The 15,572-nt window shown below is 57.2% G+C and carries 14 protein-coding genes; 8 read left to right on the top strand and 6 right to left on the bottom strand.

Annotated features, from left to right (window positions below):
- Nucleotides 1–395: 395 nt before the first annotated feature.
- The 3 genes from B088_RS06865 to B088_RS06855 all read left to right on the top strand — a co-directional run bounded on the left by B088_RS06865 (nt 396) and on the right by B088_RS06855 (nt 3,142).
- On the top strand, nt 396–1,067 hold the full coding sequence (locus B088_RS06865; RefSeq protein WP_018107680.1) for a hypothetical protein: 672 nt from the start codon (nt 396–398) through the stop codon (nt 1,065–1,067).
- A 71-nt stretch (nt 1,068–1,138) separates the two neighbouring features.
- Nucleotides 1,139–2,575 (top strand): leucine-rich repeat domain-containing protein, encoded by a 1,437-nt coding sequence (locus B088_RS06860; RefSeq protein ID WP_018107679.1) that lies wholly within the window; start codon nt 1,139–1,141, stop codon nt 2,573–2,575.
- A 126-nt stretch (nt 2,576–2,701) separates the two neighbouring features.
- Complete coding sequence (locus tag B088_RS06855; protein WP_018107678.1) at nt 2,702–3,142, top strand: hypothetical protein; 441 nt, start codon at nt 2,702–2,704, stop codon at nt 3,140–3,142.
- 309 nt (nt 3,143–3,451) lie between these two features.
- On the opposite strand, the gene B088_RS06850 is transcribed toward B088_RS06855, so the two are convergent.
- Nucleotides 3,452–5,323, bottom strand: coding sequence for a heavy metal translocating P-type ATPase (locus B088_RS06850; protein ID WP_018107677.1), 1,872 nt, complete (start codon nt 5,321–5,323; stop codon nt 3,452–3,454).
- 138 nt (nt 5,324–5,461) lie between these two features.
- Here B088_RS06850 and B088_RS06845 point away from each other — a divergent pair, with 138 nt between their 5' ends.
- The gene (locus B088_RS06845; protein ID WP_018107676.1) at nt 5,462–5,983 is read left to right on the top strand and encodes a cob(I)yrinic acid a,c-diamide adenosyltransferase; all 522 of its coding nucleotides are present in this window, start codon (nt 5,462–5,464) and stop codon (nt 5,981–5,983) included.
- Here the strand turns inward: B088_RS06845 and B088_RS06840 are convergent.
- The 5 genes from B088_RS06840 to ribD form a co-directional block, all read right to left on the bottom strand.
- Nucleotides 5,966–7,300 (bottom strand): Na+/H+ antiporter NhaC family protein, encoded by a 1,335-nt coding sequence (locus B088_RS06840; protein WP_018107675.1) that lies wholly within the window; start codon nt 7,298–7,300, stop codon nt 5,966–5,968. The two genes, B088_RS06845 and B088_RS06840, sit on opposite strands and share 18 nt — an antisense overlap.
- Before the next feature lie 393 nt (nt 7,301–7,693).
- On the bottom strand, nt 7,694–8,902 hold the full coding sequence (locus B088_RS06835) for an acetate/propionate family kinase (protein ID WP_018107674.1): 1,209 nt from the start codon (nt 8,900–8,902) through the stop codon (nt 7,694–7,696).
- A 9-nt stretch (nt 8,903–8,911) separates the two neighbouring features.
- A complete protein-coding gene (gene pta / locus B088_RS06830) occupies nt 8,912–9,934 on the bottom strand; it encodes a phosphate acetyltransferase (RefSeq protein WP_025081773.1) in 1,023 nt (340 codons plus the stop codon).
- Between the two features lie 64 nt (nt 9,935–9,998).
- Nucleotides 9,999–11,042, bottom strand: a complete 1,044-nt coding sequence (locus tag B088_RS06825) for a hypothetical protein (protein WP_018107672.1) — start codon at nt 11,040–11,042, stop codon at nt 9,999–10,001.
- Nucleotides 11,039–12,022 (bottom strand): bifunctional diaminohydroxyphosphoribosylaminopyrimidine deaminase/5-amino-6-(5-phosphoribosylamino)uracil reductase RibD, encoded by a 984-nt coding sequence (gene ribD, locus B088_RS06820; protein ID WP_025081774.1) that lies wholly within the window; start codon nt 12,020–12,022, stop codon nt 11,039–11,041. Before ribD ends, B088_RS06825 begins: the two co-directional genes overlap by 4 nt.
- 33 nt (nt 12,023–12,055) lie before the next feature.
- Between ribD and B088_RS06815 the strand changes: the two genes are divergently transcribed.
- From B088_RS06815 to xerA, 4 genes are read left to right on the top strand one after another with little or no spacing between them, the layout of a single operon-like run.
- The gene (locus tag B088_RS06815; RefSeq protein ID WP_018107670.1) at nt 12,056–12,892 is read left to right on the top strand and encodes a N5-glutamine methyltransferase family protein; all 837 of its coding nucleotides are present in this window, start codon (nt 12,056–12,058) and stop codon (nt 12,890–12,892) included.
- Complete coding sequence (locus B088_RS06810) at nt 12,892–13,410, top strand: regulatory protein RecX (protein WP_018107669.1); 519 nt, start codon at nt 12,892–12,894, stop codon at nt 13,408–13,410. The genes B088_RS06815 and B088_RS06810 overlap by 1 nt, the downstream gene beginning before the upstream one ends.
- Complete coding sequence (locus B088_RS06805) at nt 13,398–14,111, top strand: ComF family protein (RefSeq protein WP_018107668.1); 714 nt, start codon at nt 13,398–13,400, stop codon at nt 14,109–14,111. Before B088_RS06810 ends, B088_RS06805 begins: the two co-directional genes overlap by 13 nt.
- Nucleotides 14,108–15,013 carry a site-specific tyrosine recombinase/integron integrase gene (gene xerA, locus B088_RS06800; protein ID WP_018107667.1) on the top strand — a complete coding sequence of 302 codons (906 nt, stop codon included), beginning with the start codon at nt 14,108–14,110 and terminating at the stop codon, nt 15,011–15,013. Before B088_RS06805 ends, xerA begins: the two co-directional genes overlap by 4 nt.
- Nucleotides 15,014–15,572: the final 559 nt, after the last annotated feature.

Below are 15,572 nucleotides of genomic sequence, written 5' to 3'. Positions count from 1 at the left end.
AACCTATTTGCTAATACAAATTTATTATATACATTTGTCAAGTGATAGAATTCTTCAGATTACTAAAACCACTTTTCGCATTTTTATCACATCATCTATGTCTCTCACAGGCGCATCATATTGGCACACCAGATCTGACTGTCTTCCGGCGAATGACCGGCAGATCAGTGCAGCGTCACGTTCCGTAGAGAGAGAGAGAGAGAGAGAGAGAGAGAGAGAGAGAGCTGCGTCTTCGCTGATCCCTCCCTCCACTAAAGCCTATAGATCACACCCGCAGGGGATGTCGGCACCTACCGTGCCGACATCCCCTGCGTTGCTTCGTACAGATGGTCATTTGGTGACATCTTGATGATGAGCTTTTATTTATAAATAACCATAAATAGTTACTTGGCGTTATGACATTTGCAGATCACTCCCTACAGCGTCGCCAGAGGCTATCCTCCTACTGGACGATAGAGGACATCGTCTATGGTGCCTTTGGCTGTGCTGAGTCAAACCCTGACAGCCATGCTGTGCATGGGCACTTCAGTCAACTTGGTGCCTCGTACCCTGACGCTCTCCCACAAGCAGTGAAGGTGCTTGAGCAGAACCGACCCAATCTATATGGTCGTACTTACACAGACTTTGAGGATCTATTTACTACGGTAGATAGCCTCATCAGAGGGATATCCGGGATTGGGCTCCTTGCTGTCTATGATATGGCCGTTCGACTTGGGTGCTCGATATGTCCAAAGATAATCCCTCTGCGCTATGTCTACACGCATGGCACCGGAAGCATCGTGGACCAGTCCGCAAGGACGCTCTTAGGATCTAGTGCAGGTAGCAGCATAGTCAACGACAAGGTTGATGTCGACATCTTGCGCAACCTGTATCCCTGCCTCGAGCACTACTCGGCCCTGGAGATAGAGGATATCCTCTGCGTGTACAATAAGTATATCTCCTCCGCTCAGACTTTTGATCCGGTCTGGCTCCGCTCTTTCCCTGCAACATATGCACCCTCCGGCAGCTCTAGTTCCGGTTGTGACAGTGCTAGCAATTCAAACAAGACCCCCAACATCCTTAAATAAAGAGATCCTGTTGGAGACATATTCCACGTGTACAATGGGTCCCATCCATAATACAATGTAAAATAAGCGTTATGAAAACGAATCTCAGATATAGTGTAGTACTCTTAGTCGCTCTTGTCATCCTAGCCTCCTGTCAGAACTCTAAAACCGAGAAAGAGGAGGTGGACCAGATCACACTTGTTACTAATCGATCCCATGGTCGTAGGGTGGCTATGGCCATCAATGCCGATCCTTCGGAGCAGCCTAATATTTGGATAGACAAAAATCTAAATGGTCAATGTGATGAGGGAGAACAGGTCACACACTTCGTAGATTTTTGCAACACCTACCCAGAGTATAAGGTTTACCAAAAGGAAGGTGTCCCTGCATTCTCCCCTATAATAGAGAGGAGCAAAATAAACAATAGTAGCTTGGTGACTTTTAAGCCGGTTTCGGATACCATTGTAATCTATGGCAAAGTGCAACAGCTGTCAGTCAACGGCCTCAATCTTGTTGCTATGGATTTGTCCAAGTGTAAATCCATTAAGGCTCTAGATTGCTCGTTGAACAACCTGAAGTCTTTATCGCTTACCAACAACTCTTCTCTCCGTCTATTAGATATATCTAATAATCCGATTACAGAAATCGAGTTCCCGGAAAGAGACTCATTGGAGATGCTGTATGCCTCCAGTACAGGATTTACAAAACTAAAGCTTAATGGCAACTCAACCTTAAAATATGTACACCTGGTTAATTCAAGACAATTAAAAGAGCTGGATTTATCAAATCAGGCAAGTTTGGAGAAGGTGAATCTACAATGGTGTTACGCATTAGAGAAACTCAACCTCTCCGGCTGTTCTTCACTGGAAACCTTGAATTGCTTGGCAACTCGTGCTTCGCAAGGACTTAGTCTACAGGGTTGTGCCCTAAAGCATTTGACTCTAGTGTCTCCAAAAGAGACTGAGAACTGCGCCGAAGAATCATCGTTTGCTCTGGATCTTACACCATTGTCATCTCTGCAAAAGGCAACAATTAGTCTGGATGGGTCAAATACGAAAGCATCATTAGACGTATCTGGTCTTAAAGAACTCCGTTCTTTAACGGTTTACGAAAACTCTTTGGTCGATTTGATATTAAAAGGGAATGCTTCCCTTGAGGCTTTGTCCGTATCTGGAAATAACATAAAGCATATTAACACCCAAGACTCTCCAAAACTCTCCTACATTTTGGCTAGCGATAACGAAATTAGCGAAATTGACTTGAGTCCTCTTGCTGATCTTGAGTACATGAACCTAGAAAATAACAAGATTCATTCTTTGGACGTTTCTAAGAACCAAAAGGTAAACAAGATTAGCTTGTCAGGTAATATGTTGGATGATGACAGTATAATTCGCTTTATTAAAACTCTTCCCGATCGCACTGGACAGGAAGAGGGTATTCTTTGGTTGCGTTATGGTGACGATGGTCGAAGTGATGTCTTTGTAGGACTTCGTGATCTTAAAGAGCAGAAGAACTGGTCTAGGAGATAATGTGTTAATAGGTGTCCTCTCTTAGAGCGACAGGAATTCACTCTCATATGCACTTTTACTGATTATATCAAGTTTCACTTTTAAATACATGGTTACATGAGACTTAAATCAATCACTTTAGTTTCTATGTTATTGTTAGTCTTCGCACTCTCATCGTGCGGAACTGACAAAAAGCAAAATTCCTCTTCAGATTCGGACGTACAGATCGAGCTTCCTTTCATAGACCCTACTATGGTCGTGGAGGATTTCCTTGACCAAATAGAAGCCGAATACAGTGTGGGGATTAAACAACACTGCACTAATGATTTCTGGGAACTTCTTCGGAAGAAGCAGCTTGTCCGCGTAATCAATAGTGAAGTCCAGTTATACAAAGAAATGTATTATTGGTCACAAAACAGGGAGCTTAGTTTCCAAGACATCGTGAAAGTCACAGATCAGTCAATTGATGGAAACGAAGCAACCGTTGACTTTTGTGTTGGTGATACTAGCGACGGAAATACATTCACGCTTTATCTCGTTATTCAGGACGGAGAATGGGTTATAGAGGATATTTCAGGTCTGGATTGAGTGTTTAGATTATATTGTCTATACTATGCTGTGGTTACCTCTCTGAGTCACAACAGATAACTTTCTTTTCCAGATCAGGAATTATTCGAAGGATCCCCGGCAGAGGCATCTGGCGGGGATCCTTTCGATATCAATGGTTGGGCTACTAGTCCTTCTTCTCATAATAGGAGCTGACTCATCAACCGATCAGGTCAGGGAGTCTGTTCCTACGCTTTTGCCGTGGGCGACACTCCAGTTATGCAAACCTAAGAGCACCGGGACAGAAAACATCAGGCACAGTGTCAGTGCGGTGATGAGGTACACCTCCGGTTATCTGGGGCTGCGGAGGGCGCGCATGGCGTTGAGGATCGCGAGGACCATCACACCGACGTCGGCGAAGACCGCCATGCCCATCGTCGCAAGACCGAGGGCGGCGAGGAGGAGCACCAGCAGCTTCACACCGATGGCGAAGACGGCATTCTCCCGTGCGATACGGAGGATCCGGCGGGAGATCCGGATGGCGAGGGCGATCTTGGAGGGCTTGTCGTCCATCAGCACCACATCGGCCGCCTCTATGGCGGCGTCGGATCCGAGACCGCCCATGGCGATCCCGATGTCGGCTCGTGCGAGGGCAGGCGCATCATTGATCCCATCCCCGACGAAGGCGACCATCCCTTCGGCTGCATTCAGCTCCTCCTCCAGTCTCTTTACCTTATCCTCGGGGAGGAGCTCAGCGTGAAATGCCGTCACTCCGGTCTCCTCAGCGATATGGGCAGCCACGTCTCGGTGGTCGCCGGTCAGCATCACGCTGCGGGCGATTCCCGCCTGACGTAGCGCATCCATCGCCTCACGGGCGTCGGGCTTGATGGCGTCCGAGACGACGATGTGTCCGGCATAGACGCCGTCGATGGCGACATGGACAATCGTCCCAACGTGGTCGCAGGGGTGCCACTCTGCCCCGATGCGCTCCATAAGGGTGCTGTTGCCGACCGCCACCTTTTGCCCATTCACCACCGCCGTAACGCCTTCGCCGGCGATCTCCTCGATCTGATCCACGCTGCAGTCGTCCTGCTCACCCGGGTAAGCATCCCGGAGCGATGCAGCAATGGGATGAGTGGAGAAGCGCTCCACATGGGCGGCGAGGTGCAGCAGATGATTCTCATCCTGTGCCACCGGGTGGACCGCATTCACCTCGAAGACTCCCTTCGTCAGCGTGCCGGTCTTATCCAGCACGACGATGCTGGTCTTGGCGAGCCGGTCAATGTAATTGGCACCTTTTATCAAGATTCCCTCCCTCGAGGCACCGCCTATGCCGGCGAAGAAGGTGAGCGGAATGGAGATCACGAGCGCGCAGGGGCAGGAGACGACGAGGAAGGTGAGGGCCCGGTAGAGCCAGGTGGCGAAGTGACCACTGAAGTCGCCCGAGAGGAGCGGCGGGACAATGGCAAGCAGCACCGCCACACCCACGACGATCGGGGTGTATACACGTGCGAAGCGGGTGATGAAGGTCTCGCTCCGGGACTTGTGCTCGGCGGACTCCTCCACCAGCTCGATGATCCGCGAGGCAGTGGAGTCGCCGAAGCTCTTCGTCACACGTGCCTCCAGCAGTCCGGAGACATTGACGCATCCCGAGAGGATCTCGTCCTCCTCGGAGACCTCTCGAGGGACGCTCTCACCGGTGAGGGCGACGGTATTGAGGCTGGAGCGGCCCTCGGTAATGATGCCGTCGAGGGGCACTCGCTCCCCAGGGCGTATCACCATGGTATCACCTATGGATACCTCCTCCGAGGGGACCTCCACCACCTCTCCCCCTCGGCGGATATGGGTGGTGTCGGGACGGATCTCCATCAGGTGAGAGATCGCCCGCCGGCTTCGCCCCTCGGCATACTCCTCGAAGAGCTCCCCGAGCTGGAAGAAGAGCATAACGAAGACCGCCTCGGGGAACTGGCTCTCCGCCCCCGGCAGGAAGCCTATCCCCAGTGCGCCGAGAGTGGCGATGCTCATCAGGAAGTCCTCGTCCAGCAGCTCTCCCTTCGCTATTCCTTCCGCCGCCTCCCACAGGGTATCGTACCCAACGATGAGGTAAGGGACGAGGTAGATGAGGAGCAGCTGCCAGAGAGGCAGAGCCACATGGTGCTCTATAACTACAGCCACCGCCAGGAGTAGTGCGGCTGCGATCAGGCGCAGTAATTTCTTATTCATATCTTTATTCTCTTGCATGCAAAGGTAGGAGAACTTTTCCGCAACCCGATTGCAAAGTCTCCGGACGTGATGTTGTCCCCTTTTCTCTCTACTCCAAGATCATTTCTCTACCTTTGACTCCACAAGACACGAGTGACTATGAGAGAGAAAAAGGGATACCTGCAGGTCTACACTGGGGACGGGAAGGGGAAGACCACCGCTGCCATCGGGCTGGCGGTGCGTGCGGCACTGGCGGGAAAGCGCGTCTTCGTGGGGCAGTTCGTCAAGAGCATGCGCTACCACGAGTGCCGGCTGGAGGAGCTGCTTCCCTCGATCCACTTCGAGCAATTTGGTCTCGGCTGCGCCCTGATCCACGAGCCGTCCGAGGAGGATGTGCGTCACGGGCGGGAGGGGCTGACTCGCGCGACTGAGGGGATGTCCTCAGGCGAGTGGGACGTGGTGATCCTCGACGAGGTGACGATAGCGCTCTACTTCCACTTCTTCAGCGCGAATGAGCTACTCGAGGCGATCGCAGCCCGGGAGCCGCATGTGGAGGTGGTCTGCACCGGTCGCTATGCACCGGAGGAGCTGATCGCCGCTGCCGACCTGGTGACCGACATGCGCTGCATCAAGCACTACTACGATGCCGGCGTGCCGGCACGCTCAGGCTTCGAGCGGTAGCACAGAGGTTCGCACCGGGTATGGGAATCGAAGGAGGATCGACAGAAGGAGCATCCCGCTCAGGATCATCGGGTAGTACATATAAGGGAGGATCTCCGTCACGGAGAGCCCGGTAAGCCCCGAGGCGATCAGCATCTGTGCGCCATAGGGGAGGACGGACTGGACGATGCATGAGGTGATGTCGAGGATGCTCGCCGTCCGCCTGGGGTCGATCTCCAGCCGCTCACCGAGGTCCCTCACGATCCCGCCGGTGGTCAATATGGCAATGGTATTATTTGCTGTGCAGCCATTTGCCAGTCCTACGAGGGCGGCAAAGGAGAGCTCTCCCGACCGCTTCCCCGACACCCGCCGGGTCAGTCGCTCGACGATGAAGTCGATCCCGCCACGCTGCCGGATCAGCTCCAGCAGCCCGCCGGCGAGCAGCGTCACGATGATCAGGTCACTCATGCCCGAGACACCCTCACCCGCCTTTGCCATCACCTCCACCGGTGCGATCGTCCCGGTGCCGAGCCCCACCAGCACGGAGAGGAGGATGCCGGCGGTCAGGGAGACCAGGACATTGACCCCACTGACAGCGAGCAGGATCACCGCCAGATAGGGCAGCATCAGGTACCACGAGCCGGTGGTGCTGAGCGCCACCTCCGGTACGTCTTGTCCGAGGAGCAGGTAAAGGACTGCGGTAACCAGCGCGGCAGGGAGTGCAATCAGGATATTGGCGCGAAACTTATCCCTCATCCGCACGCCGATCGTACGGGTGGCGGCAATGGTGGTGTCGGAGATGAAGGAGAGGTTGTCCCCGAAGAAGGCACCCCCGACGATGATCGCCGTGATCAGCCCGGCGTCGCCGCCCATCTCCGTCGCCATCCCGCTCGCTATCGGCACCAGCGCAGCGATCGTCCCGACACTCGACCCGAGAGCGAAGGAGATAAAGCAGCTGACGACGAATAGCCCCGCATACATGACCCTCGACGGCAGGAGCGAGAGCAGCAGCCCCACCGTCGCATCGATGGCTCCGATCGCCTGCGCGACGGAGGAGAATATCCCCGCAAGGATAAAGACCCAGATCATCAGCAGCACATTGCTGTCGCCTGCCCCGCGTGCAAACGTCTCCAGCCGCCTCTCCAGCGACAGCCCGTCCGGCAGCACCATCGCATAGATCGCCGTAAGACAAAAGGCTACCGTGATCGATACGGCATAGAAGTCTCTCAGCAGGATACTGGAGCCGAGGTAAAAGAGGAGGAAGAAAAGGAGCGGAGAGAGCGCCATCACTCCTCTGCGTGCGGACACCACCTCCTGACGAGAGGGCTGCCGCTCCATATCAACCCTCTCTCTAATAATATTCTTATTCGGTATAATTCCCATTTCGTGGGCAAATATACCGCTATTAATTCTATTGCAAAAGTATTACACCACCGCACCTCCTACACACAGACTTTACGAGAACGGCTTCGCCTCACGAGACAACGTACTCGAGCCCTTAGCGAAGAGACGTACGGAGTGCCCCAAAGCAAGCCGACAAACAGCCTGTAGTGCTCAAGGAATTCTAATACCGGTAATAGGTGAGACTAATACCGGTATTAGTGTCGCCTATTACCGGTATTAGTGTGACGCGTGATGGGAGCGGGTGCTGAGGAGCAAAAAAAAAGCGAGAGGAGCCTGTCCCGGATGGGGGCAGACTCCTCTCGCTTGCTTGTTATGTCGGCAGAGTATTTACTTCATCTTGCCGGTGACGATGGCGACGGTGTCGCGGGCGATGACCAGCTCCTCGTTGGTCGGCACGACGACCACCTTGACCTTGCTGTCAGGTGCAGAGATGACGGTCTCGGTGCCGTGGACCTTGGCATTGAGCTCCTTGTCGAGCTTGATGCCGCAGAACTCCATGCCGGAGCAGACGGTCTCGCGGGTGATGGCCTGATTCTCTCCCACACCGCCGGTGAAGATTATCGCATCGGCACCGCCCAGCTCAGCGAGGTAGGCTCCGACGTACTTCTTGATGCGCTGATCGTACATGTCGAGAGCGAGGATGCAGTCCTTGTCGCCTGCAGCCACACCGGCCTCGATGTCGCGCATGTCGCTCGACTTGCCGGTGACACCGAGGACGCCGGACTCCTTATTGAGCAGGTGGTCCATCTGGTCGGGGGTGAGTCCCTCCTTCTTCATGATATAAAGGACTGCGGCGGGGTCGATGTCGCCTGAGCGGGTACCCATCATCAGTCCCTCCAGCGGGGTGAGTCCCATCGTGGTGTCGATGCACTTGCCATCCTTGACCGCACAGATAGAGCCTCCGTTGCCGATGTGGCAGGAGATGAGACGGTTGTGGTCGGGATCAAGCCCGAGGATCTCGCAGGTGCGGCGGCTGACGTAGCGGTGGCTGGTGCCGTGGAAGCCGTAGCGACGGATCTGGTATTCGTCGTAGAAGCGGCGAGGGATGGCGTACATGTAGGACTTCGCCGGCATCGTCTGATGGAAGGAGGTGTCAAAGACGACCACCTGAGGAGCCTTCGGCAGGACCTGTGAGACAGCGTCGATACCCTTCAGGTTGGCGGGGTTATGAAGTGGACCAAGCGGGATGCACTTTTTGATCCCTTCGATCACCTCAGGGGTAACGAGGCAGCTCTTCGTGAAGACGGAGCCACCATGCAGGACGCGGTGACCGACAGCACCGATCTCGTCAAGGCTGGAGATGCAGTGGTACTGCGGGTCGGTGAGCTGCTTGAGGATCAGCTCGACAGCCTGGGTGTGGTCGCTGAAGTACTGCTCGATGGTATTGGACTTGCCGTCCGGGGTCTTGACCTTGAGGAACGACTCTTTGTCGCCGATGCGCTCCGCATTCCCCTTGATCATCACCTGCTCCGACTCGGTGTCGATGAGCTGAAACTTGGCAGACGAGCTGCCGCAATTGAGGACTAAAACCTTCATATCCTGATATTACTTCTGAGACTTACGATGAGCAGCCTGGAGGGCAGTGACAGCGGCGAGGTAGTAGATGTCCATGGGGGAGCAGCCGCGGGAGAGGTCGTTGACGGCACCGTCGAGACCCTGCAGGATCGGGCCGATGGCGGTGGCACCACCGATACGCTGTGCGATCTTGTAGGCGATGTTGCCCACCTGGAGGTCGGGGAAGACGAGGACATTGGCGTGACCGGCCACCTCACTACCGGGAGCCTTGAGCTCGGCGACGGTGGGATCGAGGGCGGCATCGACCTGGAGCTCGCCGTCGATCTTCAGCTCGGGAGCGATCTCGCGGGTGTACTCCATAGCCTCGACCATGAGGTCGACCTTCTCATCCTTGGCACTGCCCTTGGTGGAGAAGGAGGTGAAGGCGATCTTGGGATCCATACCGAGGACAGACTGTGCGGTCTCAGCGGAGGAGATGGCGATCTGAGCGAGCTGCTCCTTATTCGGCGAGATCATGACGCCGCAGTCGGCAAAGACGAAGAGACCGTCGGAGCCGTACTTAGGCGTGATCTGGTCATTCATCTGGATGATGAAGCTGCCGCTCACAGCCTTGACACCGGGGGCGGTGCGGAGGATCTGCAGGGCGGGGCGGATGGTGTCGCCGGTGGAGTGGATCGCACCGGATACCTCGCCGTCGGCATCGCCACTCTTGATCATCAGGCAGCCGATGAAGAGCGGGTCCTCAGCCTTGGCGAGTGCCTGCTCGGGAGTCATGCCCTTATGCTTGCGTAGATCGTAGAGGAGGTCGGCGTACTCCTGCTTCTTGGGGTTGCTCTTGGGGCAAACGATCTGAGCCTCATGGATGTGCTCCAGCCCGAGCTCCTCGGACTTCCTCCGGATCACCTCCGGGTCGCCGATCAGGATAGGCGTGAGGATCTTGTCCCGAAGGAGCATATCGACGCCCTTGAGCGTCCGCTCCTCCTCGCCCTCGGGGAAGACGATCGACATAACATTTTTCTTTGCCTTCTCGGCAATGGACTCCAGTAGTTTCATAGATATGATGAACGTATTGATTGTAATGATTTTTTCTGTCTCGCTGGGCAAAAGTACCCATTTTTTACCACTTAGGGGCGGGACGGAGGAGAGCGACAAATCGGGTGTCTGGAAGTGTCGGAGTGAGCAGAGTGGGAGCGTCGGTGAGTGGAGCGTCGGTGAGGTAGAGGGGGAGGCCGGTGAGGCTCTGAGAGGAGGTGATCTCGTAGAGGTAGGTCTGGTCGCTTGGCTCGGCGTAGCGGCGCGACAGCTCGAGGGCGACGTGCCCCATCGTCCACCGGAGATTGATCTCCACAGAGGGGGCGAGCCGCAGGTGGTCGCCATCCCTCCAGACCACGGTGTCGATGCCGAAGGGCCCGGCATAGCCGTGGAAGTCGTAGCCTCGGAGTCGCTCCAGCAGGTGCGCCACATACTCCTCGTGCGTGGGCGTGGTGGGCTGCCGGCGGAGTTGCTCCCGAACCACCTCCCGGGGGGCGACAAGACTGGCGCCATAGCGACCCTGACCAGTGGTGAAGAGATGGACACCCACGTACTCGATCCCGCCATCGGGGTGGCGGACAAACTCGTACCCTCGGTCTGCCACTCGATCGAGCCACGGCTCTAAGTAGAGCTCCTGATGCCTCCGGAGCACTTCTTGGAGTTCTTCTGTGGATCTCGGGAAGAAGACCCCACGACCAGAGCTGCTAAAGTCGAGTTTAGCGACCCAGCGTCCCTCCTTTGGCACTTCGCTCTCCTCCGAAACCCGACGAGGGGATGTCATGGGGCCAAAGAGCGACGGCTCGTACAGTTTTTTCCACAACTCCAGTGACCGCTCCCGACTCGCGAGCCGGCGCATCACATCCGTTTCATACCCGATCCCCGGAACTTCCGGAGCCGCCCCCCACGGCATGATCCGGTCGCCCGCCTCCGCCCGGTTGACCATTCGCTCCGTCCGCAGCTCCATAGGGAGGTCCTCCGGCACCAGCACCCTCTCACCCTCCGCAGCGTAGTAGATCGGCAGGGTGGCAAGGTCATGCCGCAACTGACGGACGGGCTTCGTCGGCGTGTAGTGAGCCTGTCCCCGCTTAGCGGAGAGCTCGTACCCGGGATTGAAGTAGTGGAGGATCACTCTCTCGTGTAGTGATAGAGCAGGTGTCGGTCGCGTAGCAGGATGCGGTCAGGGGTCAGAGTCTCCAGCGATGGAGCTTTTACCCCCTCGCCGAGCGTCACATCCGGCACCTGCTCCACGTAGATCTCATCCCAGAGGTCCGCCTCCAGGAACGCCCTCAGCGTCTCTGCCCCTCCCTCGACAAGGAGCGACGTGACATTCTCCATCAGGAGGTAGGACATACTCTCCGACGAGACGCTGCGGAGCAGCTCCCAGCCAGGCTCCAGGTCAACCTCCTGCGAGGAGAGGAGAAAGCGCTTCGGCGAGTAGGGCGAGAGCGGCCAGTAGCGATTGGTGAGCGACGGGCGATCCAGCTCGAGGGTCCTCCTTCCCACCACAATCCCGCTGCAGCAACTCCGGAGCCGGTGGACCAGCATCCGGGTATGAGGGGTGGAGAAGGCGAACGGGCGCTCATCCGGACTTTGCCGAAGCCGATCGAGGAAGTGATCCGCCGACTCCGCCCACTTCAGAATAATATATGGTCTTCCCTGCTCCTGATTGGTGAGAAAAACACGCGCCACCTGCCGGCACTGCTCCTCGAGGCAGCCGGCGGAGACCTCTATGCCGGACTGGCGCAGGAGGCTGATCCCCCGTCCGGAGACGAGCGGATTGGGGTCTAGGCAACCGACGACCACCCTCCGGATGCCCCTTGAGATCAGCATACGGGCGCAGGAGGGAGTCCGCCCCTGATGGGAGCAGGGCTCGAGAGTGACGTAGAGCGTGCTGTCGGGGATCTTCGACTCATCCTCGGGCGCCACCGATGCGAGACAATTCACCTCCGCATGCCCCTCTCCACACCGCTGATGATACCCCTCCCCGATGATCCGATCCTGCCAGACCAGCACCGCTCCGACACGGGGATTGGGGCAGACAGCCTGAAGCTCAGCACGGCGGGCGAGGTCGACGGCTCGCCACATGTATCTCTCGTCGTCACTTGTCATTGTTTATGGAAAATGCTTGTATCTTTGCTACATATGGATATCCAGGGCTATTGTCGTCATACCGCAGACCGCCTCGCCGGCTATTATACCGACCGGCGGGAGGCTGCCGGACTCTCCCGCCGTCTCCTCGAGGAAGTGACGGGGAGGGGCTACCCTGAGATGATCCTCTCCGACTACAAACTTACGAAAAAGGAGACCGAGACCCTCACGGACTACACCGATCGACTCTTAGAGCACGAGCCACTGCAGTACATCCTCGGCCGTGCCGACTTCGGGGAGCTGACCCTTGCGACTGCCCCCGGAGTACTCATTCCCCGACCGGAGACAGCCACTCTCTGCGATCTGATCGAGAAGAGAGAGTGGCTGAGAGCCGGAGACGAAGTGGCAGACCTTGGTACTGGTACCGGCGCCATCGCCCTTCTCCTTGCTCACCGCCACCCTGAGATCCGTGTCACCGCCATAGACGTCAGCCCGGATGCCGTCCGACTGGCACGGCAAAATGCCGAGACCCTCGGTCTCTCCGACCGGGTGTCCGTCCTCAGGGCAGACCTGCTACTGGACACCTTTACCCTTCCCCACTCGGTCGACCTTGTGGTGAGCAACCCTCCCTACATTCTCGATCGGGAGCGTCAGGAGATGGCGCCGCACGTGACGGAGCGAGAGCCGGAGCTGGCACTCTTCGTCCCGGATGAGGAGCCGGCACTCTTCTACGAGGCGATCCTCGATCGCTGTCCTGCACCCCGATATGCGCTAGAGATCAATCCTCTCGCCGCCGACCGACTGTGGCACCTATTCGTCGAGAGAGAGTATGATGTCACCTTCGCTCCCGGCTTTCGTGGGGAGCGGCGATTCCTACTTGCGGAGAAGTGATGATCGAGGAGAAGGAGTACAAGAGACTGCTGACTAAGGCGGGAGCCTACTGCGCCAAGGCAGAGCGGTCGGCGAAGGAGGTGACCGACAAGCTCTACAAGTGGTCCCTCGAGCCCATCGCCGCAGAAGACGTGGAGCGGATCCTGGAGTGGCTCAGGGCGAACCGCTTCATCAATGAGGAGCGGTATGTCCGGCACTTCGTGGCGGACAAGACGGAGTTCCTCGGCAAGGGACCCTTTATGCTAAGGCGGGAGCTGCGGCTCAAGGGGGTCTCCGATGAGGCGATAGAGCGCGAACTGGCATTGATCCCTGACGACAAGTGGATCGACCTCCTCGAGCGCTACCTGTCACCCAAGCTGGAGCGGTACCGCAAGAAGGCCAAGTCCGCCTACGACCTGCGTCGACGACTGATGACCGCAGCATACGGCCGAGGCTACCCCTATGAGATCACCGAGGAGGTGCTGCGGGAGATGGATCTCACGGTGGAGACCGAGGACGAGGAGCGATGGTACGAGTAGCAGAGTGGTTCGGCGTGGCGGCGAGCGAGCTGATCAGCACGCTCTTCCCTCACTACTGTCTCGTCTGTGGTGAGCGGTTATCCGCTAACCGACTGATGATCTGTCCCACCTGCCTTGACCTCCTGCCCCGCTATCCCGGATCCGAAGCACTCTACGAGGCCGAGAAGCGACTGGAGGGGCATGCCCCCTTTACCGAGTACCGGAGCGACTTCGGCTTTACGCACCACAACCCTGTGCGAGACCTTATCCATACGATTAAGTACGAGGATCATCCCGAGTTGGGAGAGCGACTCAGTCGGCTCTATGCCCCTGAGCACCTCAGGGCGGGACACTTTGCTGATATAGGGGTGGCGGTACCGGTTCCGCTCACCCCCTCCCGTCTCCGCCGGAGGGGTTACAATCAGTCGACCTACATCGCCCACGGACTCTCCGACATCCTCGACATCCCGCTCGATGAGACACTCCTCGCCCGTCGGGACAGCAACGGTACCCAGACCCACCGAGGGCGAGAGTCTCGATGGGAGTCGATGAAGAAGGCATTCTATGCCCCTCACCCCGACCTCGTCTCCCGCCGAAGGGTGCTGATCATCGACGACGTGCTGACGACCGGCTCGACCCTTACCGCCTGTGCCCTCGCACTGATGGCAGCAGGCGCTGAGAGCGTCTCCTACTATACCCTCGCTTGCGGCAAGATGGCATGAAGGACGAGCAAAAACTACCTGAACTGGTGGAGGACTTCCGGGAGTACCTCACCCTGGGGCGAAACCTCAGTCCCAATACGATCAAGAGCTACACCTTTGACCTCAAGCACCTCTACGAGTACGCCGCCGACCAAGGGCTGGAGGTGCTGAAGCTCACCTACCCCGATCTGGAGCACTTCCTCGCCTACCTCGCAGACCTGGGACTCGACACCCGGAGCATGGCGCGGGTGGTGAGCGGGGTGAGAGCCTTCTACCGATACCTCTTCGTGGAGGAGATCATAGAGAGCAACCCCACCGACCTGCTGGAGGCGCCGCGCATCGGTCGACGTCTACCGGAGGTGCTGACGGTGGAGGAGATCGACCGGATCATCGACAGCATCGACTTGAGTACGGCTCACGGCGTGCGAAATGCCGCCATGCTGGAGCTGCTCTACAGCTGCGGTCTGCGGGTCAGCGAGTGCTGCGAGCTGCGATTTCAGGGCCTCTCCCTCGAGCACAAGTACCTCCGTGTGATGGGAAAGGGGAGCAAGGAGCGACTCATCCCGATGTCCGACACGGCTGTGGCGCGGATCATGGACTACATCCCGATCCGGCAGGAGATCCGGGAGAAACCGGGCTGCCGCGACTTCCTCTTCCTGAGCCGGCTCGGACGACCGCTCTCGCGGCAGATGGTATTTATGGTGATCAAGGAGCTGGCCAAGGAGGTGGGCATCCAGAAGTCGATCTCTCCACACACTCTGCGTCACTCCTTCGCCACCCACCTGCTAGAGGGTGGCGCCTCCCTCTCTGCCATCCGGGACATGCTCGGACATGCCGACATCGCCACGACGGAGATCTACACCCACGTCGAGCTCACCGGACTCCGCGACGAGATCCTCACTCACCATCCCCGCAATAAGTAACCCCCTCGTCAGCCACGCCTTGGTGGAAAGAGGCGATAGCGGATCTTGCGAAGGAGATACGGCAGACGCCCAACCTCCAGCCCGGGGATACGGAAGTGGTGCTCTCTCGCAAAGTGACGGATATCGGCGATCATCTCCTGCCGATCTGCCTGTACCGCTTTGTGTCGATCCGGATCCAGCAAGAGTGAGCCCTCATTTCGCCTATAGAAATACTCCGCCCCGGGGACGGTGACGATGCGATTGGCATAGTAGACTGCTCGGAAGGAGAATGGCAGGTCCTCGCAGTATCGCCCGAGAGGGAAGCTGAGCTCGTGCTCTCGGATAAGATCAGTCCTGATCAGGTAGCGCCAGGCGTAGCCCCACTTGCCGACATAGGTGGCACGCATCTTCTNCTCCACATCGATGAAGACCCGCTCCTTGGTGAAGAGCTGTGTGTACTGCGGTGCTGCCTCATTGACCATACCTGCGAAAGCCATATCGGCATCGTTCCGCTCAGCCGCCTCCACAAGACGCTCGTAGAAGTGACTGCTGATCTGGTCATCCACATCGAAGAAGTGAA

The organism is Porphyromonas bennonis DSM 23058 = JCM 16335 (genome assembly GCF_000375645.1).
GTDB lineage: Bacteria > Bacteroidota > Bacteroidia > Bacteroidales > Porphyromonadaceae > Porphyromonas_A > Porphyromonas_A bennonis.
The sequence above is the reverse complement of the archived record's forward strand: the minus strand, read 5'-3'. Positions and strand labels throughout refer to the sequence as shown.

Bases quoted from the DNA above. Each gene is read 5' to 3' on its own strand.
- B088_RS06865 (WP_018107680.1), top strand. From the start codon at position 396: ATGACATTTGCAGATCACTCCCTACAGCGTCGCCAGAGGCTATCCTCC.
- ribD (WP_025081774.1), bottom strand. From the start codon at position 12,022: ATGACAAGTGACGACGAGAGATACATGTGGCGAGCCGTCGACCTCGCC.
- pta (WP_025081773.1), bottom strand. From the start codon at position 9,934: ATGAAACTACTGGAGTCCATTGCCGAGAAGGCAAAGAAAAATGTTATG.
- B088_RS06840 (WP_018107675.1), bottom strand. From the start codon at position 7,300: ATGGAGCGGCAGCCCTCTCGTCAGGAGGTGGTGTCCGCACGCAGAGGA.
- B088_RS06815 (WP_018107670.1), top strand. From the start codon at position 12,056: ATGGATATCCAGGGCTATTGTCGTCATACCGCAGACCGCCTCGCCGGC.
- B088_RS06850 (WP_018107677.1), bottom strand. From the start codon at position 5,323: ATGAATAAGAAATTACTGCGCCTGATCGCAGCCGCACTACTCCTGGCG.
- B088_RS06835 (WP_018107674.1), bottom strand. From the start codon at position 8,902: ATGAAGGTTTTAGTCCTCAATTGCGGCAGCTCGTCTGCCAAGTTTCAG.
- B088_RS06810 (WP_018107669.1), top strand. From the start codon at position 12,892: ATGATCGAGGAGAAGGAGTACAAGAGACTGCTGACTAAGGCGGGAGCC.
- B088_RS06845 (WP_018107676.1), top strand. From the start codon at position 5,462: ATGAGAGAGAAAAAGGGATACCTGCAGGTCTACACTGGGGACGGGAAG.
- B088_RS06860 (WP_018107679.1), top strand. From the start codon at position 1,139: ATGAAAACGAATCTCAGATATAGTGTAGTACTCTTAGTCGCTCTTGTC.
- B088_RS06855 (WP_018107678.1), top strand. From the start codon at position 2,702: ATGTTATTGTTAGTCTTCGCACTCTCATCGTGCGGAACTGACAAAAAG.
- xerA (WP_018107667.1), top strand. From the start codon at position 14,108: ATGAAGGACGAGCAAAAACTACCTGAACTGGTGGAGGACTTCCGGGAG.
- B088_RS06805 (WP_018107668.1), top strand. From the start codon at position 13,398: ATGGTACGAGTAGCAGAGTGGTTCGGCGTGGCGGCGAGCGAGCTGATC.